This window comes from Marinobacter sp. LA51 (assembly GCF_030297175.1).
In the GTDB taxonomy this organism is placed as follows: Bacteria; Pseudomonadota; Gammaproteobacteria; order Pseudomonadales; family Oleiphilaceae; genus Marinobacter; species Marinobacter apostichopi.
In genome coordinates this window covers 1,547,718-1,572,883 of record NZ_AP028070.1, presented here as the reverse complement: position 1 = coordinate 1,572,883, position 25,166 = coordinate 1,547,718, and the positions used below count along the sequence as shown (strand labels likewise).

The 25,166-nt window shown below is 57.3% G+C and carries 20 protein-coding genes; 7 read left to right on the top strand and 13 right to left on the bottom strand.

Translation table 11 applies throughout. From position 1 onward, the window contains the following. Nucleotides 1–45: 45 nt before the first annotated feature. The 8 genes from rpsA to purU form a co-directional block, all read right to left on the bottom strand. Complete coding sequence (gene rpsA / locus QUE89_RS07275) at nt 46–1,737, bottom strand: 30S ribosomal protein S1 (RefSeq protein WP_041338919.1); 1,692 nt, start codon at nt 1,735–1,737, stop codon at nt 46–48. Between the two features lie 130 nt (nt 1,738–1,867). After that, the gene (gene cmk, locus QUE89_RS07270) at nt 1,868–2,548 is read right to left on the bottom strand and encodes a (d)CMP kinase (RefSeq protein WP_286222536.1); all 681 of its coding nucleotides are present in this window, start codon (nt 2,546–2,548) and stop codon (nt 1,868–1,870) included. Continuing rightward, nucleotides 2,548–4,776 carry a bifunctional prephenate dehydrogenase/3-phosphoshikimate 1-carboxyvinyltransferase gene (locus QUE89_RS07265; protein WP_286222535.1) on the bottom strand — a complete coding sequence of 743 codons (2,229 nt, stop codon included), beginning with the start codon at nt 4,774–4,776 and terminating at the stop codon, nt 2,548–2,550. The genes cmk and QUE89_RS07265 overlap by 1 nt, the downstream gene beginning before the upstream one ends. A 1-nt stretch (nt 4,777) precedes the next feature. Then, nucleotides 4,778–5,947, bottom strand: a complete 1,170-nt coding sequence (gene hisC / locus QUE89_RS07260; RefSeq protein ID WP_286222534.1) for a histidinol-phosphate transaminase — start codon at nt 5,945–5,947, stop codon at nt 4,778–4,780. Between the two features lie 47 nt (nt 5,948–5,994). Then, entirely contained in the window at nt 5,995–7,092 is a 1,098-nt protein-coding gene (pheA, locus tag QUE89_RS07255; protein ID WP_286222533.1) for a prephenate dehydratase, read from the bottom strand. 2 nt (nt 7,093–7,094) lie between these two features. Beyond that, nucleotides 7,095–8,177 carry a 3-phosphoserine/phosphohydroxythreonine transaminase gene (gene serC, locus QUE89_RS07250; protein ID WP_286222532.1) on the bottom strand — a complete coding sequence of 361 codons (1,083 nt, stop codon included), beginning with the start codon at nt 8,175–8,177 and terminating at the stop codon, nt 7,095–7,097. Nucleotides 8,178–8,227: 50 nt separating this feature from the next. After that, nucleotides 8,228–10,894, bottom strand: coding sequence for a DNA gyrase subunit A (gene gyrA, locus QUE89_RS07245; RefSeq protein ID WP_286222531.1), 2,667 nt, complete (start codon nt 10,892–10,894; stop codon nt 8,228–8,230). 126 nt (nt 10,895–11,020) lie between these two features. Then, the gene (purU, locus tag QUE89_RS07240) at nt 11,021–11,875 is read right to left on the bottom strand and encodes a formyltetrahydrofolate deformylase (RefSeq protein WP_286222530.1); all 855 of its coding nucleotides are present in this window, start codon (nt 11,873–11,875) and stop codon (nt 11,021–11,023) included. A gap of 144 nt (nt 11,876–12,019) precedes the next feature. Between purU and ggt the strand changes: the two genes are divergently transcribed. The 3 genes from ggt to ftsH are packed head-to-tail and all read left to right on the top strand — an operon-like array spanning nt 12,020 to nt 15,941. After that, on the top strand, nt 12,020–13,789 hold the full coding sequence (gene ggt / locus QUE89_RS07235) for a gamma-glutamyltransferase (RefSeq protein WP_286222529.1): 1,770 nt from the start codon (nt 12,020–12,022) through the stop codon (nt 13,787–13,789). Nucleotides 13,790–13,830: 41 nt separating this feature from the next. Beyond that, complete coding sequence (locus QUE89_RS07230; protein WP_286222528.1) at nt 13,831–14,079, top strand: YkoF family thiamine/hydroxymethylpyrimidine-binding protein; 249 nt, start codon at nt 13,831–13,833, stop codon at nt 14,077–14,079. Then, nucleotides 14,076–15,941, top strand: a complete 1,866-nt coding sequence (ftsH, locus tag QUE89_RS07225; protein ID WP_286222527.1) for an ATP-dependent zinc metalloprotease FtsH — start codon at nt 14,076–14,078, stop codon at nt 15,939–15,941. Before QUE89_RS07230 ends, ftsH begins: the two co-directional genes overlap by 4 nt. A gap of 37 nt (nt 15,942–15,978) precedes the next feature. On the opposite strand, the gene yghU is transcribed toward ftsH, so the two are convergent. Beyond that, nucleotides 15,979–16,860 carry a glutathione-dependent disulfide-bond oxidoreductase gene (gene yghU / locus QUE89_RS07220; RefSeq protein WP_286222526.1) on the bottom strand — a complete coding sequence of 294 codons (882 nt, stop codon included), beginning with the start codon at nt 16,858–16,860 and terminating at the stop codon, nt 15,979–15,981. 346 nt (nt 16,861–17,206) lie between these two features. On the opposite strand from yghU, the gene QUE89_RS07215 reads away from it, so the two are divergent. Together QUE89_RS07215 and QUE89_RS07210 are read left to right on the top strand one after the other, a co-directional pair. After that, nucleotides 17,207–17,539: a DUF4398 domain-containing protein gene (locus tag QUE89_RS07215; RefSeq protein ID WP_286222525.1), complete on the top strand. Its 333-nt coding sequence runs from the start codon at nt 17,207–17,209 to the stop codon at nt 17,537–17,539. 20 nt (nt 17,540–17,559) lie between these two features. After that, entirely contained in the window at nt 17,560–18,348 is a 789-nt protein-coding gene (locus QUE89_RS07210) for an OmpA family protein (protein WP_286222524.1), read from the top strand. A gap of 63 nt (nt 18,349–18,411) precedes the next feature. Here QUE89_RS07210 and QUE89_RS07205 read toward each other — a convergent pair whose 3' ends face one another. Beyond that, the gene (locus tag QUE89_RS07205; RefSeq protein ID WP_286222522.1) at nt 18,412–19,155 is read right to left on the bottom strand and encodes a hypothetical protein; all 744 of its coding nucleotides are present in this window, start codon (nt 19,153–19,155) and stop codon (nt 18,412–18,414) included. A 157-nt stretch (nt 19,156–19,312) separates the two neighbouring features. Here QUE89_RS07205 and QUE89_RS07200 point away from each other — a divergent pair, with 157 nt between their 5' ends. Beyond that, nucleotides 19,313–20,326 carry a GlxA family transcriptional regulator gene (locus QUE89_RS07200; protein ID WP_286222521.1) on the top strand — a complete coding sequence of 338 codons (1,014 nt, stop codon included), beginning with the start codon at nt 19,313–19,315 and terminating at the stop codon, nt 20,324–20,326. A 12-nt stretch (nt 20,327–20,338) separates the two neighbouring features. On the opposite strand, the gene QUE89_RS07195 is transcribed toward QUE89_RS07200, so the two are convergent. Next, nucleotides 20,339–21,130, bottom strand: coding sequence for a bestrophin-like domain (locus QUE89_RS07195; protein WP_286222519.1), 792 nt, complete (start codon nt 21,128–21,130; stop codon nt 20,339–20,341). A gap of 157 nt (nt 21,131–21,287) precedes the next feature. Continuing rightward, nucleotides 21,288–22,109 carry a TIGR04325 family methyltransferase gene (locus QUE89_RS07190; RefSeq protein ID WP_286222518.1) on the bottom strand — a complete coding sequence of 274 codons (822 nt, stop codon included), beginning with the start codon at nt 22,107–22,109 and terminating at the stop codon, nt 21,288–21,290. Nucleotides 22,110–22,255: 146 nt separating this feature from the next. Here QUE89_RS07190 and QUE89_RS07185 point away from each other — a divergent pair, with 146 nt between their 5' ends. Continuing rightward, complete coding sequence (locus QUE89_RS07185) at nt 22,256–22,843, top strand: DUF2845 domain-containing protein (protein ID WP_286222838.1); 588 nt, start codon at nt 22,256–22,258, stop codon at nt 22,841–22,843. A gap of 1 nt (nt 22,844) precedes the next feature. Here the strand turns inward: QUE89_RS07185 and QUE89_RS07180 are convergent, their stop codons facing one another. Next, nucleotides 22,845–25,031, bottom strand: coding sequence for an OsmC domain/YcaO domain-containing protein (locus tag QUE89_RS07180; RefSeq protein ID WP_286222517.1), 2,187 nt, complete (start codon nt 25,029–25,031; stop codon nt 22,845–22,847). Between the last annotated feature and the right edge of the window lie 135 nt (nt 25,032–25,166).

Sequence of the window (25,166 nt, the reverse complement as noted above, 5' to 3'; positions counted from 1 at the left end):
AAAACGGGCTCTTAGAGCCCGTTTTTTTCTTACCAACCGAGATTATCAGTCTTTGTTGGCGTTTTGCTGCTGCATCTGCTCCTTGATGAGATCACCGATGGTGGTCGCACCAGAAGTTTCAGCTGTCTTGGCACGCATGCCTTCGACCGCTTGCTTGTCATCTTCAACGTCTTTGGACTTCACAGACAGGTTGATGATGCGGTTCTTGCGATCGATGCTGATGATCTTCGCTTCAACTTCCTCGCCTTCCTTCAGCGCGTTGCGTGCATCTTCAACACGATCACGGCTGATTTCAGAGGCCTTCAGGACAGCTTCCACTTCGTCATTCAGAGCGATGGTCGCGGCCTTCGCGTCTACAGCAGAGACGGTACCCTTAACGATAGAGCCCTTGTCGTTCAGCTGTACAAACTCGGCGAACGGATCGCTTTCAAGCTGCTTGATGCCGAGGGAGATACGCTCACGCTCAGGATCAACAGACAGGATAACGGTTTCAACTTCGTCACCCTTCTTGTATTCACGAACTGCTTCTTCGCCAGTCTCGTTCCAGCTGATGTCAGACAGGTGAACCAGACCATCGATGCCGCCGTCCAGACCGATGAAGATACCGAAGTCAGTAATAGACTTGATCTTACCGGAGATGCGGTCGCCCTTGTTGAAGTTGCTGGAGAAATCTTCCCACGGGTTGGATACGCACTGCTTGATACCCAGGGAGATACGACGACGCTCTTCGTCGATGTCCAGAATCATTACTTCCACTTCGTCGCCAACTTGAACGACTTTGGACGGATGGATGTTCTTGTTGGTCCAATCCATTTCGGATACGTGAACCAGACCTTCAACACCTTCTTCCAGCTCAGCAAAGCAGCCGTAGTCGGTCAGGTTGGTAACACGTGCCTTGACCCGGCTGTTCTCCGGGTAACGGCCCTTGATATCGACCCAGGGATCTTCACCCAGCTGCTTCAGGCCGAGGGATACACGGTTACGCTCACGGTCGAACTTCAGAACCTTAACGCTGATCTCATCGCCCACATTCACGATTTCGCTCGGATGCTTGATACGCTTCCAGGCCATATCGGTGATGTGCAGCAGGCCGTCAACACCGCCCAGATCTACGAACGCGCCGTAGTCGGTCAGGTTCTTGACGATACCTTTAATTTCCATACCCTCGGTCAGGGTTTCCAGCAGAGCTTCACGCTCAGCGCTGTTTTCAGCTTCCAGAACCGCGCGGCGGGAAACAACCACGTTGTTACGCTTCTGGTCCAGCTTGATAACCTTGAACTCGAGCTCTTTGTTCTCCAGGTGCGCGGTGTCGCGAACCGGACGAACATCTACCAGAGAGCCAGGCAGGAAGGCGCGGATACCGGCCAGATCGACGGTGAAACCACCCTTGACCTTACCGTTGATAATACCCTTAACAACCTCTTCCGCTTCGAAGGACTTCTCAAGTACCTTCCAGGCTTCTGCACGCTTGGCTTTCTCGCGAGACAGACGGGTTTCCCCGAAACCATCTTCGACAGCATCGAGAGCGACATCTACAACGTCGCCAATCGCAACTTCCAACTCGCCTTTTTCGTTAAGAAACTGGGAGGCGGGGATAACGCCTTCGGACTTCAGTCCGGCGTTAACGGTGACCCAGTCGCTGTCGACGTCAACTACGGTTCCCTGGACGATGGAACCCGGTTGCATGTCAATTTCTTTTAGGCTTTCTTCAAAAAGATCCGCAAAGCTCTCGCTCATTATGTGTCCTATGTGATCAACGCAAGTTTACTCCGTGCTACCAGCAACACGGTCTGTTAGTCATGTCCGGATGAAGCCAGTGGCTGGCCGATAACGCCACATCCGGCATTTCAACGACGAAAAGGTGCAGTCAGGCCTGGCCTGCAGCGGCCATACACCTGCCTAACACCTCTTCAATACTCAACCCTGTAGAATCAATGACTTGCGCATCATCCGCAGGCTTGAGAGGGGCTGCTGAACGGTTCATATCCCGCTCATCGCGAACCCGTATCTCTTCTAAAAGGGCATCAATGTTAACATCGACGCCTGCGTCCTTCAACTGGCTAAATCGTCTGCGGGCCCGCTCCTCGGCACTGGCGGTCAGGAAAATCTTGACCGGAGCATCGGGGAATACCACGGTGCCCATATCACGACCGTCGGCGACCAGACCCGGTGCCTTTCGGAAATCCCGCTGACGCTGCAACAGTGCATCCCGAACCGGCTGCATGACAGCAACCCGCGACGCGTTATCGCCGCAGGTCTCGGTGCGAATCTCAGAAGTGACATCCTCTCCGGCCAGAATGACCTTCGCCGGCTCACCCGGGGGCGTCGGCTCAAATGCCACATCCAAAGACGCCGCAACACCAACCAGCGTTGCCTCATCTTCTAAGGACACACCCTGACGCACAGCCGCCAGTGCGGTCAAGCGATAGAGTGCGCCACTGTCGAGCAGATGAAAGCCCAGTTTCTTGGCCAGCATCTGGGTGACCGTGCCCTTGCCCGATCCACCGGGGCCGTCGACCGTGATTACCGTCGGCAGGTTGTCCGTCATTACTCAGCTCCCTCCGCGGCAATGCGGATTCCGGTGCTCTGGGCCAACTCGACGAAACCGGGGAACGATGTTGCCACATTGGCACAATCAGTCACTTCAATGTCACCTGTTGCCCGCAAGGAGGCGACGGCAAACGCCATGGCAATGCGGTGATCGCCTTCGCTGTCGACCTGACCACCGGAAATGGTTTGTCCGCCATCAATGATAATGCCGTCCGGTGTTACCGTGGTCTCGACACCCAGAGTCGCCAGTCCATCGGCCATTACCTGAATCCGGTCACTCTCCTTCACGCGCAGCTCTTCGGCACCACGCAGCACGGTTCGTCCCTTGGCACAGGTGGCAGCAATAAAAAGCACCGGGAATTCATCGATAGCCAGAGGCACCTGGTCTTCTGGAATGTCGATACCGTTAAGCTCCGCAGAACGAACCCGAAGGTCGGCCACCGGCTCGCCGCCAATCTCACGCTCATCGAGCACTTCGATATTCGCACCCATCTGGCGCAGGATATTGATAACACCAACACGGGTCGGGTTCATGCCGACGTGGCGAAGCACCAGATCTGACTCCGGGGCAATGCTGGCAGCCACCAGGAAAAACGCAGCGGAAGAAATATCTGCAGGCACATCAATATCGTTGGCAACGAGTTCCCCGCCGCCGCTGACGCTGGCTGTGGCACCATCGCGATGCACGTGATAGCCGAATCCGGCCAGCATGCGCTCAGTGTGGTCCCGGGTTGGCGCAGGCTCTGTTACCGAGGTGCTGCCCTCAGCGTAGAGACCGGCCAGCAACAGGCAGGATTTAACCTGAGCACTGGCCACGGGCATTTCGTAATGGATGCCGGTCAGGTGCTGACCGCCGCGGATTTTCATCGGCGGACGCCCACCCTCGGCGGTATCAATCACTGCACCCATGGCCCGCAGCGGATCGGCTACCCGACCCATGGGGCGCTTGGTCAGGCTAGCATCGCCCGTCAACTCGGAATCAAATGGCTGCGCCGCCAGCAAACCGGCGAACAGACGCATGGCAGTGCCGGAGTTGCCCAGGTACAACGGGCCCCGCGGTGCCTGCAAACCGTTGACGCCGACGCCGTGAATACGGACAAACCCGTCATCCGGCCCCTCAATGGTGACGCCCATATCCCGGAATGCCTGAAGCGTAGCCAGGCTATCCTCGCCTTCCAGAAAGCCCTTTACCTCGGTGATGCCGTTAGCCAGCGCACCCAGCATGATCGACCGGTGGGACATGGATTTATCACCCGGCACCCGGATATCACCGGCGATCGCGCCGCCGGGCTGAAGACGAAACGTTACCTGATTCTCACTGTTTTTTGTCACGTAAGCCTGCCCTGAAAGCATTTTTGAAAAGTGTTCCCGCGCCGCCTTGGCTCGACTGAAAACCCGGAGCAGCATGGCGCTGTCCTGATTGGCAATCGCATCGCGCAACTGATCCAGATCATGGGTGAAATGGTCAATCACACGCAGCACCGCGTCACGGTTGGAAAGAAAAATGTCGTGCCACATCACCGGATCGCTGGCTGCAATTCGGGTGAAGTCGCGAAACCCGCCCGCGGCGTACCGGAAGATGTCCATATTCTCGTCTTCGCCAGCCAGGGTATCCACTAGCGAAAAGGCGATCAGGTGCGGGAGATGACTGGTGGCCGCAAGCACCTCATCGTGATATGCCACCGACATCGTCAATACAGTGGCGTCGCAGCCTTCCCAGAGCCGCTTCAGGTTCGCCAGCGCCTCGGGATTGGCGTCGTCGGCCGGCGTCAGAATAACTTTGTGGCGAGCAAACAGATCGGGATTGGCTGCCCGAATACCGCTCTTCTCAGAGCCCGCAATCGGATGACCGGGGATTACCTGCGGGGACAAGTTGCCGAACACCGCTTCAACATCAGCCACAAAGCTGGATTTGGTGCTACCGACATCAGTCAGTACTGCCGACTCACCCAGCCAGGGTTTGATTTCTGCCAGCACCGCCCGGGTAGCCCGCACCGGAACAGCCAGAACCACCAGATCACTGCCGGTGACGGCCTCTTCAATAGACTTGGCTGCCTGGTCAATAACACCCAGCTCAACGCCCAGTGCCAGCTCTTCGACACGTTTGTCCGCTCCGACCACCACTTCGGCCAGACCATTACGTCTGAGAGCGCAGGCCAGCGAGCCGCCAATCAGGCCCAAGCCGATGACCGCAACACGCTTGAACAGAGCTTGCTGATCCGGCACCTCAGGCTTCCCTCTCAGACAGCGACTTTGATGACAACTCAGATGACAACCCAGACGACAACCCAGATGCCAAAGACTGTTCGAGCGCCTCGATGAATTGCTGATTTTCTTCCGTCAGACCAACGGACACCCGCAGGTGGCGAGGCATGCCGTAACCGCCTACCGGCCGCACAATAACGCCCTTGGCGAGCAAGGCCTGATAGATGTCCTGCGCTCTATCACCGACATCAACCGCAATGAAGTTGGCGGCAGAGGGTATGTACTCAAGCCCGAGACGATCGAAGGCCTGCTCCAGCTGGCGCAGCCCGGCACTATTCACCTCACGGGAACGTTCCAGATAGCTTTCATCGGCCAGCACGGCAGTTGCCGCCGCCAGTGCCACGGTATCGACGTTAAAGGGCTGCCGGACACGGTTGAGAATATCGGCAATGGCTGCTGAGCTGATGCTGTAGCCTACCCTGAGCGCTGCAAGGCCCCAGGCTTTGGAAAAGGTTCTGCAGACAATCAGGTTCGGGAACTGTGCCAGCAGCTTCACCCCATCCGGGTACTCGTCACCCTGCAAATATTCGCAGTAGGCTTCGTCCAGCACCACCAGCACATTGGCGGGAATTTTTTCCAGAAAGGCTTCTATCGCCGCAGCGCCGTGTACGGTGCCGGTCGGATTATTCGGGTTAGCGACGAAGATCAAGCGGGTACGGTCGGTAACGGCCGCCGCCATGGCGTCGAGATCATGCCCCCAGTCTCGGGCAGGTACCGAGACCCCTTTGGCGCCAATGGCCTGGGTAACCAGCGGGTAAACCGCAAACGCGTACTGGGAAAAAATGACTTCGGCATCTCGATCGGCGAAGCAGCGGGCAATCACTTCCAACACATCGTTGGAGCCATTTCCCAGGGTGATCTGGTCCATATTGACGCCGAAACGATTCGCCAAGGCCTGCTTCAGATCGAACCCGTTGCCATCCGGATACAGACTCAGCTCTGACAGCGCCTTCTGGGCCGCCTTCAGGGCGACGTCGCTGGGACCCAGCGGATTTTCATTGCTGGCCAGCTTCACAATATCGGCCGGATTCAGGCCCAACTCTCGGGCCAGCTCGTCAATTGGCTTGCCCGGCTGATAGGGAGACAGCGCCTGAACCCCGGTTACTGCCAGACTCTGGTAATCAACTGCCATCGCTATCACTCACTCCGTAACTTGTTCCTGCCCTTAACATCGCAATGCTAGAGAACACCAATCGGATAGGAACCCAGACGCTTCAGCTCAACGGCTTCCTCGTCTACCTGGGCCAGCAGCTTGCTCACCTGGTCGTCTTCCATATGGCCTTCGAAATCGATATAGAACACATAGGCCCAGGTACCGCTGGGCGACGGCCGCGTCTCTATGCGAGTCAGGCTGATACCGTGCTGATGGAAGGGTTCCAGCAGCTGATACAGCGCGCCTGGCTTGTTGCGCATAGACACGAGGATGGAAGACTTGTCGTGACCACTGGCCGGCACTTCTTCCCGACCAATAATCAGGAACCGGGTGGTGTTGTCCGGACGGTCCTCAATGCTGCTCGCCAGCTTCTTCAAGCCGTAAAGCTCGGCGGCCATGTCGCCGGCAATAGCCGCGGCGCCTGGCTCTTCCGCTGCCCGGCGCGCCGCTTCGGCGTTGCTGGACACAGTGATGCGCTCAATACCGTAGCGATGGGTATCCAGCCACTGGCGGCACTGGGCAAAAGATTGTTGATGCGAGTAGATGCGGGTGATGTCCTGATCTTCGTGCTTGGGCGACACCAGCAAATGGTGGTGAATTCGAAGCTGGACTTCGCCGCAAATCTTCAACGGCGACGACATAAACATATCCAGCGTGTGGTTGATCATGCCTTCGGTGGAGTTTTCCACCGGCACCACGCCGTAATGAGCCGCACCCGACTCCACTTCCCGGAACACTGCGTCAATGGCCGGCAGCGGTACACTGACCACTGAATGTCCGAAGTGCTTCAAAGCAGCTGCCTGGGTGAAGGTTCCCACCGGCCCCAGGAAGGCAATGTGCATCGGTTTTTCCAATGCCAGACAGGCAGACATGACTTCGCGGAACAGTCGTGCCATTTCCTCGCCGGACAAAGGCCCCGGGTTCTGCTCTTTGATACGGCGTAGCACCTGGGCTTCCCGCTCCGGACGGTAGAAAAACACGTCCTGGTCCGGGTTCGAATCCATCTTTACGTGTGCCACTTCCTGGGCACAGCGAGCGCGGGCACTGATCAGATCCATGATCTGCTGATCAAGGCTATCAATCTCGTCCCGGAGTTCGGCCAGACGAATCTGCTCGTCACTCATGATTAACCACGCTCCTTCGCGAACTCAGCCATATACTGCACCAACGCATCGACACCGGCCTCCGGCATAGCGTTGTAGATGCTGGCACGCATGCCACCCACGGAGCGGTGCCCCTTGAGGTTAAGCAAGCCACGGGCATCAGCGCCCCTAAGGAAGTCCGCATTGAGAGCGTCGTCCGCCAGGGTGAACGGCACGTTCATCCAAGACCTGAAACGCGGATCGATCGGATTGGCGTAAAAATCGTTGGTGTCGATGAAACCGTAGAGTTTTTTGGCTTTGCGAGCATTGATCGCCCCCATGGCCTCTACCCCACCCTGAGCTTTCATCCACTGAAACACCAACCCTGCCAGATACCAGGAATAGGTAGCCGGCGTGTTGTACATGGAATCGTTATCGGCAATGACCTGGTAGTTCATCATCGTCGGCGTTTCCCTACGGGCTTTACCCAGAAGGTCTTTCCGAATGATCACAACCACCAGACCAGACGGCCCGATGTTTTTCTGGGCGCCGGCGTAAATCAGCCCAAACTTGGAGAAATCCATTGGCCGGGACAGCATGGTTGAGGACATGTCCGCTACCAGCGGCACAGAACCGCTGTCGGGAATGGAGTCGAATTCCAGGCCGCCAATGGTTTCATTCGGGGTGTAGTGCAGATACGAAGCATCAGCGCTGGTCTGCCAAGCTGAAACATCCGGAATCGAGCTGAACCCGGAATCCTCAGCACTGGCCACCACATTGATGTTGCCGTACCGCTTGGCCTCGGCGATCGCCTTTTTCGACCAGATTCCGGTGTTCACGTAATCCGCAGACCCACCCTCTCCGAGGAGGTTGAGGGGGATGGTTGCGAACTGACTGGATGCTCCACCCTGCATGAAGAGTACGGCGTAATCATCTGATATACCGGCTAATTCACGAAGATCTCGCTCGGCAGTTTCAGCAATCTGCACAAACTCGTCGCTGCGATGGCTCATCTCCATCACGGACATACCAGTACCGCGCCAGTCCAGCATTTCCTCGCGCGCCTGCTGCAGCACCGCTTCCGGCAAGGTTGCCGGGCCTGCACAAAAGTTATACGCCCTACTCATGTTCCGTGATCTCTCAAGTCATACTGATTCGGTCTGTTGGCAGTGCCGGCTTAGTCTTCGCCGGCACCTTCCTCGGAGCTGCTTTCACCCGCTGCATCACCGGCGTCACCATTGGACTCTGTACCTTCAAGCGCTTCGCCTTCAGGTGCCTCACCGTCAAGCTCTTCACCATCAAGGCCAGCATCATCGGCTTCGGCAATCCGCTCCACGCCTACCAGGCGCTCGTCTTCCTGACTCAGCTTGATCAGACGCACACCCTGGGTGTTCCGGCTCAGCACAGAAACTTCATCCGTGCGGGTCCGCACCAGCGTGCCCTTGTCGGAGATCAGCATCATCTCATCGCCGTCGAACAGCTGCAGGGCTGTTACCAGATTACCGTTACGCTCGGAGCACTGCATGGCGATAACGCCCTGGCTGCCTCGGCCGTAAGTCGGGAATTCATCAATGGCTGTGCGCTTGCCGTAGCCGTTTTCACTGGCGGTGAGGATCACGCCATCTTCCTGAGGAATGATCAGGGAGACTACATGGTGCCCTTGCGGCATCTTGATGCCGCGCACACCACGGGCAGTCCGGCTCATCGGGCGAACAGCTTCTTCGTTGAAGCGCACCGCTTTACCGGCGGTGGAGAACAACATCACTTCAGCGTCGCCCTTGGTGATGGCTGCGCCAATCAGGGTATCGCCTTCGTCCAGCGACAGCGCAATCAGGCCGCTGCTGCGCGGACGGGAGAAGTTCGGCAGCGGGGTCTTCTTGACCACACCGGCATAGGTCGCCATCAGCACAAACTGGTCTTCCGGATAATCCCGTACCGGCAGGAAGGTGGTAATACGCTCACCTTCATCCAGAGGCAGGATATTCACCATCGGACGACCACGGTGAGCACGACTGGCGCGCGGAATCTCAAATACCCGCAACCAGTAAACCTTGCCCCGGTTGGAGAAGCACAGAATGGTGTCGTGGGAGTTGGCGACCAGCAGCTTCTCGACAAAGTCCTCGTCCTTCATGGACGTTGCCGCCTTGCCTCGACCACCGCGACGCTGGGCCTGGTAGTCTTCAACTGCCTGGGTCTTGGCATAACCGCTGTGGGAGATGGTTACCACCAGGTCTTCTTCGTCGATCAGATCGGCAATGGTCAGGTCACGACGGGAGCTGGTGATCTCAGTCAGGCGCTCATCGCCGTAGTCGTTAACGATTTCCTGCAACTCATCACGGATCACCTGCATCAGACGCTCCGGATCGCCCAGAATGTCGAGCAGATCGGCAATCTTCTCCAGGATTTCCTTGTACTCATTCTGCAGCTTCTCGGTCTCAAGACCGGTCAGGCGGTGCAGACGCAGGTCCAGGATCGCCTGGGCCTGTTCCGGAGACAGGTGATACAAGCCTTCGCGGAGGCCAAAGATTTCCGGCAAATCGTCGGGGCGACAGGCGTCTTCACCCGCGCGTTCCAGCATGGCCAGAACATCGCCGGGCGACCAGCCCTTGCCCATCAGCTTTTCCTTGGCTTCAGCCGCGGACGGCGAGGCCTTGATCAGCTCGATGATTTCGTCGATATTGGCCAGCGCAACAGTCAGACCCTCAAGGATATGACCACGCTCACGGGCCTTACGCAGTTCGAAGATGGTCCGGCGCGTAACTACTTCCCGGCGATGACGGATGAACGCATCCAGCATCTGCTTCAGATTCAGGGTCTTGGGCTCGCCGTTAATCAGGGCAACCATGTTGATGCCGAAGACCGTTTCCAGCTGGGTCTGGGAAAACAGGTTGTTGATGATCACGTCCGGGTTTTCACCCCGGCGCAGCTCGATCACAACCCGGATACCTTCCTTGTTGGACTCGTCCCGCAGCTCGGAAATACCTTCCAGGCGCTTCTCTTTTACCAGCTCCGCAATCTTCTCGATCAGCCGGGCCTTGTTCAACTGGTACGGCAGCTCGGTAATGATGATGGCGTCGCGGTTGGTTTTCTTGTCGTGCTCGATTTCGTGACGGGCACGAATGTAGATCCGGCCACGGCCTGTACGATAAGCCTCAACGATACCCGCCCGACCATTAATGATGCCCTGAGTCGGGAAATCCGGTCCGGGGATAAACTCCATCAACTCATCAATGGTGAGGTCCGGATTGTTGATCAGTTCCAGACACCCATTCACCACTTCCGTCAGGTTGTGGGGCGGGATATTGGTGGCCATACCAACGGCGATACCTGAGGAGCCGTTGACCAGCAGGTTCGGGACGCGGGTGGGCAGGACGTCAGGAATCCGCTCGGTGCCGTCATAGTTGTCGACGAAATCGACGGTTTCCTTGTCCAAATCCGCCAGCAGGGAATGGGCGATCTTTTCCATACGGATTTCGGTGTAACGCATCGCAGCCGCGTTATCGCCATCGATCGAACCGAAGTTACCCTGGCCATCAACCAGCGGGTAACGTAGGGAGAACGGCTGTGCCATACGAACGATGGTGTCGTAGACCGCGGAGTCACCGTGCGGGTGGTATTTACCGATAACGTCACCGACCACACGGGCCGACTTCTTATAAGCCTTGTTCCAGTCATTGTTCAGTTCGGACATGGCGAACAGAACGCGGCGATGCACCGGCTTGAGGCCGTCCCGCACATCCGGCAGCGCACGGCCGACGATGACGCTCATGGCGTAATCAAGGTAGGACTGTTTTAACTCGTCTTCTATATTTACCGGCAGGATCTCTTTGGCTAACTCACCCATCGAGAAAGGTTCCTTTGCGTTATCTGGAAGTCGTGTCGGAGCCGTTATACGGCCCCCTAGTTATTCTGTAATAAGCCGCCGAGTCTACCACAATCACACCGTTACCGGGGCAACTGTGAGACAGGCTTAATCAAACACCACCGTCTTGTTTTCATAGGTAATCACCTGGTCTTCGATGTGGGAGCGAAGACCTCGGGCCAACACGTTCTTTTCCACATCCTTACCCAGGCGCACCATGTCGTCGATGGAGTCGCGGTGTGTTATGCGAATAACGTCCTGTTCGATGATCGGACCTTCGTCCAGATCCTCGGTGACGTAATGGCACGTCGCACCAATCAGCTTCACACCCCGGCTGTAGGCCTGGTGGTAAGGACGCGCACCGGCAAACGACGGCAGGAAGCTGTGGTGGATATTGATCACCTTGCCTGAGTACTTGCGGCACAACTCGGCAGGCAAAATCTGCATGTAGCGGGCCAGCACAACCACATCAACATCGTACTGCTGGAACAACTCTTCGATGTGGGCGAAGGCCTCGACCTTGTTGTCCTTGCTCACCGGGACATGGTGATAGGGAATCTCGTGCCACTCCACCATGCGGCGAAGGTCGTCGTGGTTGGAAATCACCGCGGCGATCTCGGCGTTCAGTTCCTTGCTGTGCCAGCGGTGCAGCAGGTCCGCCACGCAGTGTGACTCCTTGCTGCACATCAGAATGACCTTCTTGGGCTGGGCCGAATCGGCAATATGCCAATCCATATCGAACTCTCGGGCAATCGGCTCAAACGCCGCCCGGAACTGGTCAAGACCAAAGGGGATCGAGCTGGCCTTGATTTCATGCCGCATGAAGAACCGGCCGCTTTGAGTGTCCGAGTGATGGCTCGCCTCGGTAATCCAGCCGTTGTACGTTGACAGAAAATTACTCACCTTGGCGACAATTCCGACCCGATCCGGGCAGGAAATCACAAGACGATAGGTATGCTCCATGGAAAGCCTTTCCTTAACTGAAATCCGGGAAAGCAGATGCGCCGGGGAACCACTGGCGGAACGATCGACAGATTGACGTTACGCACCGATGAAAATGACCGGCTATCATAGCCTATCTGAACGCCAGAAACGAGGAACAGAATCATGGACAAGGCCCCACAGCGGCAAATCAAAGGAACCCGCCTCAAGAGGCGGTCAGAGAGTCTCAGCGCCATTACCCTGACCCTGACCTTGACAGCAATCACCGCAGGCCCGGCCTCCGGACAGGCAATTCTGGAAGGCGAACGCTTCCACCCCGCAGTTGCCACCCAGGGAATGGTCGCTACCAGCCACACCCTCGCAACGGACGTCGCCCTGCAGGTCTTAAAAGACGGCGGCAATGCCATCGATGCCGCAGTTACAGCCGGTTTTGCCCTGGCCGTAACCCAGCCACGGTCCGGCAACATTGGCGGCGGCGGTTTCATGCTCATTGCCAAAGGCGATAACAGCGCGCCGGAAGCCATCGATTACCGGGAGAAGGCCCCGGCAGCAGCCTCGGAAACCATGTTCCAGGATGAAAACGGCGAAGTGGTCAAGAACCGGAGCCGGTTTACCCACCTCGCAGCGGGTGTCCCGGGCACTGTTGCCGGGTTGGCCATGGCCCTGGAGCGCCACGGCACTCTATCCCTGAAACAGGCCCTGGCACCGGCCATCAAACTGGCCCGGGACGGATTCACCGTACCGCAGCGCTTCACCGATGGCCTGGAACAGGCCCGCCCCCGCCTCGAACGCTGGCCGGCGACACTATCGACCTTCTATAAAGCCGATGGCAGCGCCTACCAACCCGGCGACACCTTCCGGCAACCGGCCCTGGCAGACACGCTTCAGCGCATTGCGGACCAGGGTGTAGACGGTTTTTACGAGGGCGAAACCGCTGAACTGATCGTTGCCGAAATGGAGCGCCATGGTGGCCTGATTACCGAGTCGGATCTGAGCACATACGAGCCGGTGGTTCGCACGCCTGTACACGGCACCTATCACGGCTACGATGTTTACTCCATGTCACCGCCCTCCTCCGGCGGCACCCACATCGTGCAGATACTGAACATCCTCGAGGGCTATCCGCTCCGGGATTCTGGCCACAACACCGCCGATACCATTCACTGGATGGCCGAGGCCATGAAACTGGCGTACGCCGACCGCTCCCAGTACCTGGGCGATACTGATTACGTGGATGTGCCGCTGGCCGGCCTGACGAGCAAATCCTACGCTGAGGCGCTCAGAGAAGACATCACTCCTGAGCGGGCGCGACCAGCGAGCGAGATCGGACCGGGCGAGCCCGCCGCCTATGAAAGCCCGGAAACCACCCACTTCTCGGTGGTCGACAAATGGGGCAATGCCGTCTCCAACACCTACACCATCAATTTCAGTTACGGCTCTGGCATCACCGTGGAAGGTGCCGGCTTCCTGCTTAACAATGAAATGGACGATTTCAGTGCCAAGCCCGGTGTACCCAACGCCTACGGCCTGATTGGCGGCGAGGCAAACAAAGTGGAGCCCGGCAAGCGCATGCTCAGCTCCATGTCGCCCACCATTGTGAAAAAACAGGGCAAGAATTTCCTGGTCACCGGCAGCCCGGGTGGTTCCCGCATTATCACCACCACCCTGCAGGTGATCCTCAATGTGATCGACCACGACATGAACATCCAGACCGCCGTCAGCGCGCCCCGGGTCCATCATCAGTGGTTGCCGGATGAGCTGCGTATTGAGCAGGGCATCAGCGGCGACACCGTTAAATTGCTGGAAAGTCGTGGCCATACCGTGGTTACCAATTCGGCGATGGGCGCCATTCAGAGTATTATGGTGGGAGAGGACGAAACACTTTACGGGGGTGCTGATCCGCGGCGGAGTACGTCCTCGGCTCAGGGTTACTGATACCGCCGCCGCACCCGATTCATCAAAACCAGGAGGCGATAATGTATCTGTCTGTGCAATTGAGCTGCTACCCGCTCAAGGAAGACTACAAACAACCGATCCGGGACCTGATTGCCCGCCTGGAACAAACCGGGCTGGAGGTCTACCCGGGCCGCATGAGCACGGAGATCTTCGGAGAGTACGACGAAGTCATGAAGGTGCTCTCGGACACCATGAAGTGGTCATTCGAAACCTACGGCAAATCCGTGTTCGTGGCCAAGATCATGGAGGGTGACCGGAGACCGAGATGACCGCTCCCAATGAACCGGGCGATCGGAAACCGTCGGATTCACCACAGCCGGCGATTCCGAACCAGTATTCCTTCCTGTGGCTCAGTGCCGCCATCTTCCTGATGGTGCTCTGGCTCCAGGACAGCGGGCAGCCAAAGCTGCAGGTACTGGCTTACTCCGAGTTCAAGACTGCGGTTATCAATGGCCAGGTGGCCGCCGTTACCCTTAAAGACGAGCGTATCACCGGCCAGTTCTCCGACGCCGATGCCGGATTCCAGACCATTCGCCCACCGATGGAGGACCCGGCATTACTCAACTTACTTGAAGAATCCGACGTCACCATCTCGGCAGCCCCCTCCGGGCTGCCCTGGTGGCAGGAATTAATTCGCGGTTTCCTGCCCTGGATCCTTCTGCTGGCTCTAATGTTCTGGTTCTGGGGCGTGGCCCAGAAACGAATCACCCAGGGCGGCGGCCCGTTCGACTACGGTAAGTCGAAAGCCCGCCTGGCCCGGCGGGAAACCTCCACAACCACGCTGGATGATGTCGCCGGAATCGAATCGGCGAAACGCGAGATCGCGGAGATCATCGATTTCCTCAAGTCCCCCGAAAAATACCAGGCCCTGGGTGCCGATATGCCCAAGGGTGTGCTTTTGGTGGGGCCACCGGGCACCGGCAAAACGCTTTTGGCGCGCGCCATTGCCGGCGAGGCAGAGGTGCCCTTCTTCAGCATCAGTGCCTCGGAATTCATCGAAATGTTTGTGGGTGTTGGCGCCGCCCGGGTAAGAGACATGTTCCTGAACGCCCGCAAGGCCGCGCCGGCGCTGATTTTCATTGACGAACTGGATGCCATTGGCCGGTCCCGGGGCACCGGACTGGGCGGCGGCCACGACGAACGAGAACAGACGCTAAACCAGATCCTCACGGAGATGGACGGCTTCGAACCCCACGAGAACATCCTTGTTTTGGCCGCCACCAACCGGCCCGATGTACTGGATAGCGCCCTGCTCCGCCCCGGGCGATTCGACCGCAAGATCACCCTGGACCGTCCCCACAAGGAAGCCCGTGCCGCCATTCTGAAAGTACACGTACGCAAGGTGCCCCTGGCCGAGGATGTTGACCTGGAGCAGGTAGCGGCGCGCACCATTGGATTCTCCGGCGCAGACCTGAAAAACCTGGTCAACGAGGCCGCCCTGACCGCAGCCCGGGAAAATCTGCACGAAGTCACCGCCCACTGCTTTGAGCTGGCCCGAGACCGGATCATCCTCGGTGAAGAACGCGACGCCCACCTCTCGCCTGAAGAACGTGAGGCTGTGGCCTACCACGAGTGTGGCCACGCCATCATGGCCTACTACCTACCCAAGGCTGACCCGCTCACCAGACTCACCATCATCCCCCACGGCATGGCCATGGGTGTCACCGAGCAAACCCCGCGGGACGATCAGTACAGTTACACCGAGAGCTACCTGAAGGATCGGATCAAAGTGATGCTGGGTGGCCGCTCCGCCGAAAAACTGATTTATGGCGAGGTAAGCACCGGCGCCCAGAACGACCTGAAAGAAGCCACCACGCTGATCCGAAAAATGATCGGTCAGTGGGGTATGAGTGAAAAAATAGGGCCGCTTGGCCTGAGCATTGGCGAAGAGCACGTATTTCTCGGCCGCGAGATGGGCCTGCCACGGGAATTCAGCGAGAAAACCGCCGAGCTGATTGATGCGGAAATTCAGGCTCAGCTGATGGCGTTAGAAAAGGCCACGCTCGATTTCCTGACCGAGCACCGGGCGCAGCTTGAAGCCTTGGCCAAAGCCGTGCTGAAACAGGAGACCCTGTCAGCGGAAGAGATCGATGAAATTCTTAAACGGGAAGACGATCGAAAAATCGCCTGAGCAACCAGTCGGCCGCCCAGGGTCATGGCTATCCTGATCAGGAATGGCCCAGAATGGCCGCCAGCTTATCCTGCGTTTTCTCTTCGAAATCACTGGCATCGTGCCGTTCGTGCAGCTGCTCTTCCGGCTCACCCCACGTGCGGTTAACCATCCGCCCACGCCGTACCGCCGGACGATGGGCAATCTCCTCCATCCAGCGCACCACGTTGGTGTAGGTGTGAGCCTCAAGGAACTCGGCCGCGTCATAAACCTTGTTGGCCACCAGGGCGCCGTACCAGGGCCAGATCGCCATATCAGCGATGGTGTACTCGTCGCCCGCAATGTAACGGTTATTCGCCAACTGACGATCCAGCACATCCAACTGGCGCTTCACCTCCATGGTGTAGCGGTTAATCGGGTACTCGTATTTTTCCGGCGCGTAGGCGTAGAAGTGGCCAAAGCCGCCACCCAGCATGGGCGCGCTGCCCATTTGCCAGAACAGCCAATTCAGGGTTTCCGTGCGCTTGGCGATATCCTTGGGCAGGAAGGCACCAAACTTCTCTGCCAAGTACAGCAGGATGTTGCCGGATTCAAACACGCGAATGGCCGGATCGGCACTGCGATCCACCAGCGCTGGAATCTTGGAGTTCGGATTCACCTCAACAAAGCCGCTGCCAAACTGGTCGCCGTCGCCAATTTTAATCGGATAAGCGTCGTATTCCGCGCCCTTTATGCCCTGCTCCAGCAGTTCTTCGAGCATGACGGTGACTTTGACTCCGTTTGGCGTTGCCAGTGAATACAGCTGTAACGGATGCTCGCCTACGGGCAGCTCCTGGTCATGGGTGGGCCCGGCAATCGGCCGATTGATTTTGGCAAAGGTGCCGCCACTCTCGGACTCCCATTTCCAGACCTTGGGAGGGGTGTAGGTCGGGTCACTCATAGTGAAATGCTCTCCTAACGGGCACATGGACAACGTTAAATGGTCGCCCTTTGGATTTCCTGTAAGTGATACGCCGCTTAAGGCGAACAGGACCAATCGATCAAAACACACCGATGATCTACAAGTATTGGGCCGGAAACAGATGATTCAAGCAGGGCCCATTCACGTGAATCACGCAGTGGAGCTACCAAAGCAAGTTTCGGATTCGCTGCTATAGTTTCAGAGGCGTAATTCACATTTTTTGACAATCTAGTTCACACCGTCCTTCGACGGATACCGCTGTCAACAGGGGAGCGCACCCATGAAACCAATAAATCATTTAGCACGGCCCTGGATGCTCGTGACGATGTCCACTTTTTTGGTTGCCTGTGCTGGCCCAGGACCAAAACCGGACAGCGAGTTACAGGCTGCCGAGTCATCGGTCCGGCAGGCGGAGTCGGCGGATGCACGTAAGTTCGAGCCGGTTATGCTGAACCAGGCCCAGAATAAAGTAGCGGACGCCCGTGAATTAATGGATCGGGAGGAATACCGGAAAGCAGAACGAATGTTGGAGCAAGCAGCTGTAGACGCCCAACTGGCCGCCGCTCGTTCAGAAACCGAGAAAGCCCGGCGCGCTGTCGCAGAGATCAACCGCTCTATCGATGAGTTGCAGGATCAACTCAACACCAACGAATCGTAGGCCCGGACCAGGAGATTGAGATGATGACTCGCACTTTTGCCACCTGCATTGCTGTCGGGCTGCTGACTCTGATCACCGGCTGTGCCAGTGCCCCACCCTACAATGCCAAGGTCGACCAGGCTCGCACCCTGTACCTGAACATTGAACAGGACCCGGATGTTGCCCGCAGTGGCGCCAGTCAACTGCGCGCCGCCAAACGCGAGCTTGACCGGGCAGAATCGCTGCTGGAAGAAGACGCCGACCTCACTGCCGTTGAGCACGCCGCCTACCTTGCCGGTCGACACGCCGAAATTGCTCAGCAACAGGGACTCCGCGCCTCACTGGAAGACGAGATTAGCTCCGCCGAAGAGCGGCGCCAGAAAATCATGTTGCAGATGAAGACCAACGAAGCTGAGGCCCTCCGTGCACAGATGGCAGCGCTTCAAGCGGAAAAGACCGAGCGCGGCATGGTGCTGACACTGGGTGATGTGCTGTTTGACCTTAACAAAGCCGACCTGAAGGCCTCCGGACAGCGAACCGTAGCCCGACTGGCAGAATTCATGTTGGAGTACGACGACCGACGTGTTCGGATTGAAGGTTACACCGACAGCACCGGCGAGGAATCCTACAACCGGCGATTGTCTGAGCGCCGCGCCATGGCAGTCTACGACGAACTACTTAGCCACGGCGTCTCCAGCAGCCGTGTCGAGTTCGAAGGCTATGGCGAGGCCTATCCGGTGGCCAGTAACGACACCAGCGCCGGGCGACAGCAAAACCGCCGTGTCGAAATCGTGATCTCGGACGAAACCGGCCAGATTGAACGCCGCTGACACCTCGCGGGTCCGGCAGCGCGCTTTGCTGACCGGGCCCAACGTGAGCGAGTCTTTTAACGTCTAACGGAACAGACGCCGGACATTGGTTTTTATGGTGCTCCACACCGTGGGCGCATCCAGCTTCATCATGATCGGTAGCGATACCCCTTCCTTCCAATCCGGATTAAAGCCTTCATAGCGCGCTTGCAACTGCCGAATGCCATCAGTCACCGGGCGCCCTTCGCCCTGCGGAATACTCTGGTGACGAATAACGGCAGCCTCGGCGTCCCAGTCCTGCCCGGCCTGCTGACTGGCAAAGGTTGCTAGCGCCTCTCGCTCCCATTCTGGCGTAACCGGGTCCTGAATGGTCATCGCCCCGCCAAAGGTCCGGCTCAGGGAAACAAAGCTGGTCGGAAAGGCAAACGCGACCAGGTAAATTCGCCGAAGCCCATAACGCCGAATCAGCCCCGGCAACAACCGCCAAGCCGACGAAGTGATTTTGGGATGTCCGCGCGCCGCCGTGCGGACATAATAATATTTCGAATGGATTAACAGGGCCTTGCGACCGGATTGATCGATGGGCTCGAAGGTGAATGTGAAATAGCCCTGCAAGGTGCCCGCCTCGTCCTCAAACAGCGCCAGTACCGTACGGTCTTTCTGGCAGTAATAGCAGAACCGCTCCCAGTCGGCCTGCTCTGACAAGCGCAGGTCCAGGTACTCAAGGCGAAGCCCCCACATGGCTTCCAGCTCGGAGTGCGAAGCATTGAGGCCCGGTACAATACGGGCATCGAGTTTCAGGCGTGGGCGCCGATTCTTCTGCGTCATGGATTTCAGCTCTCGTGGGTCTCTGTGGCCGAACGCGTTGTCATGGAACAGACAGCGTGTTGTTACGTGGTGATCCAGAGTATGGCTTGACGGCGCCTGAACCAACGGGCATATATGACATTATTCAAGCCATACATGCCACATTGAGAGCTCACCCATGGCCAACGCTAAACCCGAGCAACCGACCATCGGTGTCATTGTCCTGCTCGCCGAGGGTTGCTCATCGACCAGTGTTACCGCCACGCTGGAAATGCTGGAGAGCGCCAACTACCTGCAAAGGGCCAGGGGCGTCATTGGAGTTGAAAGTGGGAATGCAACCGCTTTTAAGGTGTCACTGGTGTCGATTGATGGTTTGCCAGTTACGGCCTCTGGCGGCGTTACACTCACCCCTACCGCAAGCATTGAGAACGCGCCACAGGCCACACTGGTGATCGTGCCAGGTTTCCTGTTTCGGATACTGGACCTGCTGCCGTCACTCGGTGGATTCATTCCCTGGCTCCGCCAGCGCCACGCCGACGGCAACACCATTGCCTCTTTGTGCACCGGTGCCTTCCTGACCGCTGAAGCCGGGCTCTTGAATGAACGGGTGGCTACCACCCACTGGTACTACGCCGATGTTTTCCGCCAACGCTACCCTCGAGTCAATTTGCAGGAACACCAAACCGTGACCGACGACAGCGGCGTACTCTGTTCCGGTGGCGCCACCACCAGCAACGATTTGCTGCTACACATGCTTCAGAAGTTCGCCGACAAAGCTCTGGCCCGTGAGTTTTCCAGAAAGCTGCTGATCGACAGCAGCCGAAGCGATCAGTCGCCCTACATGGTGACAACCTTCAATCGTCGCCACGAAGACGACGCCATACTCCGGGTACAGGATTGGCTGGAGGGGCATTACAAAGAGGTGATTCATGTACAGGCATTGGCCGAACAGTTTGGTTTCAGCCTGCGGCACTTCATCCGAAGGTTTAAACAGGCCACCCGCCAGTCACCGAGCCAGTATTTGCAAAACCTAAGGCTGGAAGACGCCAAGCTGCGGTTGGAATCCAGCAAGATGTCGTTTGAGCAGATCACCTACCAGGTGGGTTACGAAGACCCCAACTCGTTCCGGCGATTGTTTCGGGATCGAGTTGGGGTGTCGCCAAGCGATTACCGGCGCAAGTTCCAGCGTTGAGGCGGGCGAAATCTATGGACTCAAACCGCCCAGCACCTCCACCATCGGGGCCTGGTTAACCTGAATGAAACCGCGCTTTGGCCGGTCCAGATCGATAATCAGGAATACAATCAGGGTAATCAGGAGAGACACCAGCATGATGGGCACCACCATTCGCTGCCCGCTCAAGCCCGAGGAGTACCCCATGATCCCTCCCGACGCTATAAAAACGACGAACAGAAGGATCAGCACCACTTCCGGCACGTGCATCTGAAGCAAGGCATTGCGCTTGCCCTGGCTGTCGATGGCGTCGTTCAGGGATTTCACGAACGACCCCGTTGTTACCGGACGCGGATCGACGTTGGTAGCCGCAACCGCCAGCGACCACAGCTCGCTCTGTAATTGAGCGATCTTGGCGTTGTATTCGTTGCGCTCGTCAACCTTGGTCAGATCAACCTGGCCTACCTCCACCCGTAACTGCGCATAATCCCGCCACAGCTGTTTGGCGTCATCCTGGAATTCCTGCGGCAGCAACTCTACCCTCAGCACCGCCGTTCCAATGGCATTGGCTTCATCGATAACAGCGATGCTGCGATTGTCGTAACGCTGCATCGACATGCTGAAGGTAAAACCCAACAGTAACGCCAACAAGCCCAGAATACTGGCCTGAACGGACCCTGTGAGCTCCTTCATTTCTGACGTAGTGCGAGCCTGAGTGAAACGACCGGTTCTGAATCCCAGCTCGTTACAGACAACAATTGCGACGAAAAGCGCCGCGGCAATCAGAACGCTACTGAAACCGTAGAGTACTTCCTGTTCGTTCATGGTAATTTCCAGGTCAAGCGAAAAGCGGAACAAGGCGAGAAGTTGCCTCTGCTGGAGGCGATAACGCTATCCTCGTTTGGGGCGACATTAAAGCATTAGAACGCGGCCTTCGCTATGTCCCTATGCGAAGGAATAGCCTGCGATAAAGACCACCGGATCAGTGCAGTGGGTTCAACCGAACCAGCATACCGTGGTAGTGATCCAGAGAGTGCTCCGGGTGGTAGGGAATAACGCATGCCTTATCCGCATTACGCCACTCGTCGATCACCTCGCCATTGAGCTTCTGGATGTCCTCCATCAGCGACACGGCCCTATAAATGCGATAGGGACAGAAAGCGGTACTAATATTCTGCAAGGTGACGTATTGCTGCTCCGGATGAACCGGCAGCATATTGATCAACAGATACTTTGGCCGGCTGGGCAGCCGTTCAATGATCGAAATCAAGGAATCTTCGACGTACTGCAAAGAGCCCGAGAAAAGCACCCAATCATTAGTGTCCGCCTGGGTCAGATCATCGATGAAATTCAGATGGACAGGATTCTGATTTTCCTCGGCGAATTTCCTTCCCTCCCGAACAACCGCTGGCACATCATAAATCGTCCACTCGAATGGCTCGGGAAATGACAAATATCGCTTGAGCGCGTAATACAAAACGCCCACGTGGCCACCGAAATCCAGCAATCTTTCATTGGGTTGCATCAATCGGTTTAGCCAAAAGGCGACGGGGTAATCGCAGGGGGCAATGGCCTGCATTCTAAAACGGTACATGTCTGCTGAGGCGGGGGCGTCGTTGTCATACCCCAGGGGTTTGTTGGCTGGCACGTCGGCAATGGCAGTAGCAAAGTCCGGGTAAACACCCTTGAACCAGTTGACGTTAGTGGCACTTGCGAACTCTTTCGCATAGTGCCGATCCAACGCTTGATTGATCACCGGAATCCGTTCTATCTGGTGCAGCAAGGCTTTGGTGCGTCGGAACATGGCCTCTACTCCTTCAAAAGCCCATGATTATTAACCCTAGCAGGAATCACCGGTTTTTCACGACTCCGACCATTACAGTTCCCAGCGAACGATCGTTGGGCGTTGAGTGGCGGGGTGTATCGAGGAGTACAATTGATGTGAAATTCATGCAGAACAGTGACCAGACCATGACCTGCTTTCGACGATTCCTATGGATGTTAGTGCTGATAGCCCTCGCCCCGGGCGCTCAGGGCGCCCTGCGCTGCGGGACGTATCTGGTCGACAATGACGCCTGGCCCATTGAGGTTGAGGAGCGCTGTGGGCCGCCGGACTACGTGGTGGAATACCCCACAGCCACAGTCCCCGGGCTGGGCGTGGTGCAAACCGAAATGCACTGGTACTACAACCCCGGGCCCCAAAGGTTTATACGGCGCCTGACCTTCCGCAATGGCAAGCTGGCACAGGTGGAAAGCCTGGGTTATGGATTCCATGTTTCCGATCGGGCCAGTTGCAACATCAGCACCCTTCGGCACGCTCGCACCGAATACGAGCTGATCGCCCGTTGCGGCGAACCCGTTTCAAAGCGAGTGGAATGGCGGACACCCAAACCCACTCGACGTCTGGAGACCTGGCGAGGGATACGGCCAGTGCTGGTCCAGTTGTGGCTCTATGACCTGGCCGGAAATCAGTTCCGGCAGGTCGTTACCCTGAGAAACGGACAGGTGGTAGACATCGAATCCCGTTCCAGCCGATAAACTACCCTGCCGCTCGCGCAGCCCTGGCCGCGTGAAGCTTCTTATAGCTCTCAACCAAACGCAGGTGCTTGTCCAGCCCTTCCAGCTGCGAGTTGGTTGGGGTAAGGCCGTAAAAACGGGTGCTGCCATTCACTGAGCCAACTACCGCATCCATGGTCTCATCCCCGTACATGCGCTTGAGATTGAACAGGTAGTCGTCCAGCTCAAGTTCATCATCCAGGGTAATTTCCAGCACCGCGTTCACGGCCCGGTAAAACAGGTTGCGCTCAACGGTGTTGTCGTTGAACTGCAGGAACATGTCGACGAACTCCAGCGCTTCCTCGTGCCACTCCAGCGCCAGGCAGATCAGCAGCTTCAGCTCCAGAATCGTCAGCTGCCCCCACACGGTGTTCTCGTCGAACTCGATGCCGATCAGGCTGATGATCGTCATGTAGTTGTCGAGCTGGCTGGCTTCCAGGCGCTCCGCCAGATCCGCCAACTGCTCGTCGGGCAGGGAATGCAGATTGAGAATGTCCTGACGGTAATCCAGGGCCATGTTGGTGTTATCCATGATCAGGTCTTCAATCGGATACACCTCGGAATAACCGGGAACCAGAATACGGCAGGTGGGCGCCCCCAGGTCTTCATACACGGCCACATACACCTCTTTGTCCATCTCCTTGAGGATATTGAACAAACCGACGGATTCTTCTTCGTTGGTGCCGGAGAAGTCCCACTCACAGAACTCGTAATCCTGCTTGGCACTGAAGAAACGCCACGACACTACACCGGTTGAATCGATGAAGTGCTCAACAAAGTTGTTGGGCTCAGACACCGCCAGGCTGTTGAACGTCGGCGCCGGTACATCATTCAGGCCCTCGAAGCTCCGGCCCTGCATCAGTTCAGTCAGGCTGCGCTCCAGCGCTACCTCAAAGCTCGGATGTGCGCCAAACGACGCGAACACACCGCCAGTGCGCGGGTTCATCAAGGTCACGCACATGACCGGGAACTGGCCACCCAACGAGGCGTCTTTGACGAGGATGGGGAAACCCTGGGCTTCCAGCGCGTCGATGCCCTCGAGGATATCGGGGTACTTTTCCAGAACGTTGCGGGGGACGTCCGGCAGCGCAATTTCCTCTTCGATGATCTGCCGCTTCACGGCCCGCTCGAAGATCTCTGACAGGCACTGCACTTCGGCTTCGAACAGCGTATTGCCAGCACTCATGCCGTTACTGAGGAACAGGTTCTCGATCAGGTTTGAGGGGAAGTAAACCACCTCGCCATCGGACTGGCGGACAAACGGCAGGGACACAATGCCCCGCTCCACATTGCCGGAGTTGGTGTCGATCAGATTGGAGCCACCCAGTTCGCCATCCGGGTTATAGATGGCCAGGCAGTAGTCGTCCAGAATGCCCTCGGGCAGCCCGTCTTCGGGCCCGGGCTTGAACCACTCCTCATTCGGGTAATGCACGAACTCGCTGTTGGCGATCTCTTCGCCGAAGAACTGATCGTTGTAGAAGAAGTTGCAGTTCAGGCGCTCAATGAACTCACCCAGCGCGGAACACAGGGCACTCTCCTTGGTGGAGCCCTTGCCGTTGGTGAAGCACATAGGCGACGCCGCGTCGCGAATATGCAGCGACCATACGTGCGGCACAATGTTGCGCCAGGAGGCAATCTCAATTTTCATGCCCAGATCCGCCAGGATTCCGGTCATGTTGGCAATGGTCTGCTCCAGCGGCAGGTCCTTGCCTTCGATGTAGGTGCGGGCATCGCCGTCTGGCTCTACCATGAGCAGAGCCTGGGCATCTTCGTCCAGGTTATCGACCTGTTCAATCTGGAACTCTGGGCCGGTCTGAACCACCTTCTTGACCGTGCAACGATCGATCGACCGAAGGATGCCCTGACGATCCTTGTCGGAAATGTCCTCCGGCAATTCAACCTGAATCTTGAAGATCTGGTTGTAGCGGTTTTCCGGGTCGACGATGTTGTTCTGGGACAGGCGGATGTTGTCCATGGGAATATCCCGCGCCTTGCAGTACACCCGCACGAAATAAGCCGCACACAGCGCCGAGGATGCCAGGAAGTAATCGAAAGGACTGGGGGCTGAGCCGTCGCCCTTGTAGCGGATAGGTTGGTCAGTAACGACAGTGAAATCGTCAAACTTGGCTTCAAGTCTGAGATTGTCGAGAAAGTTGACGTTGATTTCCATTACGAGGGTACCAGGATTGGAGAATTTGGCGCGCCGTGGCCTTATAATCCCGCCATTATCCAGTTTTTGGTGCCGCTCGTCTTGGGCATTGGCTTAACACCAATGCTCTGTAACGAAAGAAATGATCTGAACCGC